Below are 3030 nucleotides of genomic sequence, written 5' to 3'. Positions count from 1 at the left end.
AAGGTTTCATATCAGGATGTGGAAGCCGTTGAAATATGGCTTGTATGTTCTAACAATCGCCATGCTGGCGGTCTCCGTCTTCCTGTCTGTATACCTGCCCGTTTTCGATTTGCCTAAGCCTGACGGTGCTTATTCGGTCGGGACGAAGATGTTTCATTTGACCGACCACGGCAGAGAAGAAACGCTGACAAAAAATCCGCACGATCATAGAGAACTGATGGTCCAAGTATGGTACCCCGCACAAGGTTTGAATGGACAGAAACAGGCACCTCTCTTTTCCGAAGACGCAAGCACATTTCACGAGTATATCGAGAGGTTCGCAGATGGATTCGGCCTTCCCGCGTTTGCTTTGGACTATTGGCGCTATATCAAAACTAACTCATACGAAAACACCACGATTTCATTAGCTGAAGCCCGATATCCAGTCGTCGTAATCAGCCACGGCTTCGGAACAAGCCGGCTGCTGCACGCTTCCCAAGCCGAGCATCTGGCAAGTCATGGATTTGTCGCAGTGGCTATCGATCATACTTACAGCACAATGGCAACTGCTTTTCCAGACGGACGGGTGACAGGTTTAACAACCGAGCCATATATGAACGGAGTTTCCGAAAACATCAGCAAGCTCGGGAACATTTGGACGCACGACGCCGACTTTGTCATCAACCAGTTGGATCAGCTGAATCGTGATGCCTTTGAGGGAAAACTCGATATGGATAACATCGGGATGATGGGTCACTCATTCGGCGGCGCCACGGCGTTTAACGCCGCATATTCAAATCACAGAATTAAAGCAGGAATCAACATGGACGGTTCATTGTACAATGTCAACGACAAGCAGGCGATTTCAAAGCCGTTTCTGTTCATGGAATCGACCAGCTTTATGAACATCAAAAACAAGGCGCTGAGTGGAAAGATTTCTGATGAAGAAATCAAAAATTCGGGTTTAACGAAAGAAGAATTCAACAAGATGATTGAGGAACGAAAAAAGGAATACAAAATCATAGACCAAGCATCAATGGTGTATATTGAAGGTACGGAGCATTACAACTTCACCGACTTACAGCTTTATTCAAAACTTTTGAAGCAGCTCGGCATGACGGGCGACATTGACGGCGAACGAAGCGCGGATATCGTGAACCGGTACGTTTTGGATTTTTTCAACAAGCATTTAAAAGAAACCGGCGGTGGCTTGATCAGCAAGCCGAATCCGTCATATCCGGAGGTTGAGTTTCCGAAGGAATAAACCGAAAACTACAGAAAGGGTGCCGACGGTGGCACACTCTCTTTCTTATTAACATATACAACAAGGATGCAAGAACTAAATATTTTTCGTTCTGGCATGCTACAGAGATGCCTTTTCACTAATTGGCCGCTAAACTCGGYATATCGGAATTGTGTAGCTTGTAACTCCGCGTCATGCACGGCGTCGCTAAGATGCGTTTCATGTTTTCCACCGGACTCTATTTTTTATGCTGCTGTTTTATATCGCTGCTGAATAATTTGACATAGTAATCGACCATATCGAGGGTGGCATGTCCCAAAATGCGCCGAAGAGTCAACGGATCGCCTCCGTTCAAAATGTGAAACTTCGCCATCGAGTGCCGGAACGTATGAGGAGAGACTCTCACTCCCGAAATGTTTGCCGCGTGACCATAGGCATGCATCTTATATTGCAATGCGCGCGCGTACTGATTGGCTCATTATTGATGAAAGAACCTTTCAGGAACAAAAAGTCTCATTAGATATGTATACGAAATAAGCTTCGAGATTTACAATTCTGAAGAAAGAATTGCACAGCAGCGTTCCAATTGACGTTCATGATGAAGTGATCTTGGTTTTGCACTTCGCATATCCTTATGAAGTTATGCGAACCAAAACGGATATACGAAGGAGGAGGGGAGAAATCGTATAACTATGGGATATACGATTTCATATAACTTTCACGAAAAATCGGAATATTTGCAGTCGATTGGGATTGTTTTACAAATGACATGATCCCTTGATCCATAAGGGTTTATCGGGAATTTAGAGGTCTGGAATCACCTGCTTCCGGCTCGTATAACACCATATTCACGCTTCGGGCCATTCGGCTCTCGGTCCTGTTAAGCTAAACATTCCTGTTGAGGCTAAGAAATAGTCTTTGTCAAAAAAGGAGCACCTCGGTATGATGGGTTTGTCGACAACACATCAAGGAGGCGCTCTTACTATGAAGTTTAAGCAATCAGACGCACAAAATCAACGGATTGAACAAATTGCCACCTCGCATCTTGTCATAGGAATTGACATGGCCAAAGAAACTCACGTGGCACAGTCCACAAATTTCCGAGGAATCGTCATTTCAAAACGGCATCTCTCGTTTTCGAATTCTATCGAAGGTTTTGAAAAATTAAGCCGCTGGATAACCGAACTACAACAGAAACATCGATTAAAGAGGCTCATCATCGGCATGGAACCAACCGGTCATTACTGGTTTAACCTAGCTAACTGGTTATCAGATAAGGGATTACATGTGGTCATGGTTAACCCTGCTACGACGAAGCGAAATAAAGAAAATCGAGATAACAGTCCATCAAAGAACGACCCCAAAGATGCACTTGTCATCGCAGATTCAGTAAGTCGGGGCTTCTACTATGAGTACACGCGACAATCGCTTGTGTTTCAACGCTTACGGACCATAATGAGTGACCGAGAATTCTGGGTCGCGAACAGTGTTCGACTGCAGAACCGCATTGTGCGTTGGCTCGACATCCGTTTTCCTGAATATCCATCGGTATTCAAAGACTGGACCTGTAAGCGGTCATTGGCGACCCTCAAGACATTCCCTTGCCCACAGGATTTGGAGACGTATGCAGTACCGGATGTAATCAAAGCTTGGAGAACCCATATGCAGCGCGCTGGGGGTTCTACGGGGATTGAGAAGGCTGCGCAGCTCATAGCACATGCTAAACGCAGTATCGGAGATCGAACCGCTGTAGAAGAATCGAAGGCAGATTTAATACGGCTCATTGAAGAATATGAACGAGTTACCAC

General features: G+C 45.3%; 3 protein-coding genes. 2 read left to right on the top strand and 1 reads right to left on the bottom strand.

Translation table 11 applies throughout. From position 1 onward, the window contains the following. The coding region (locus AC1DSE_RS33495) for an alpha/beta hydrolase family protein (RefSeq protein WP_477528934.1) at positions 1-1243 on the top strand (1243 nt) is incomplete at its 5' end. Between the two features lie 217 nt (positions 1244-1460). Here AC1DSE_RS33495 and AC1DSE_RS33490 read toward each other — a convergent pair. After that, positions 1461-1664: a tyrosine-type recombinase/integrase gene (locus AC1DSE_RS33490; RefSeq protein ID WP_477509324.1), complete on the bottom strand. Its 204-nt coding sequence runs from the start codon at positions 1662-1664 to the stop codon at positions 1461-1463. A 542-nt stretch (positions 1665-2206) separates the two neighbouring features. Here AC1DSE_RS33490 and AC1DSE_RS33485 point away from each other — a divergent pair. After that, positions 2207-3030: IS110 family transposase (locus AC1DSE_RS33485; protein WP_477528933.1), on the top strand; the 824-nt coding region annotated here is incomplete at its 3' end.

It is taken from the genome of Paenibacillus sp. 01L418, from assembly GCF_056400045.1.
This window is presented reverse-complemented; position numbering and strand designations above follow the sequence as displayed.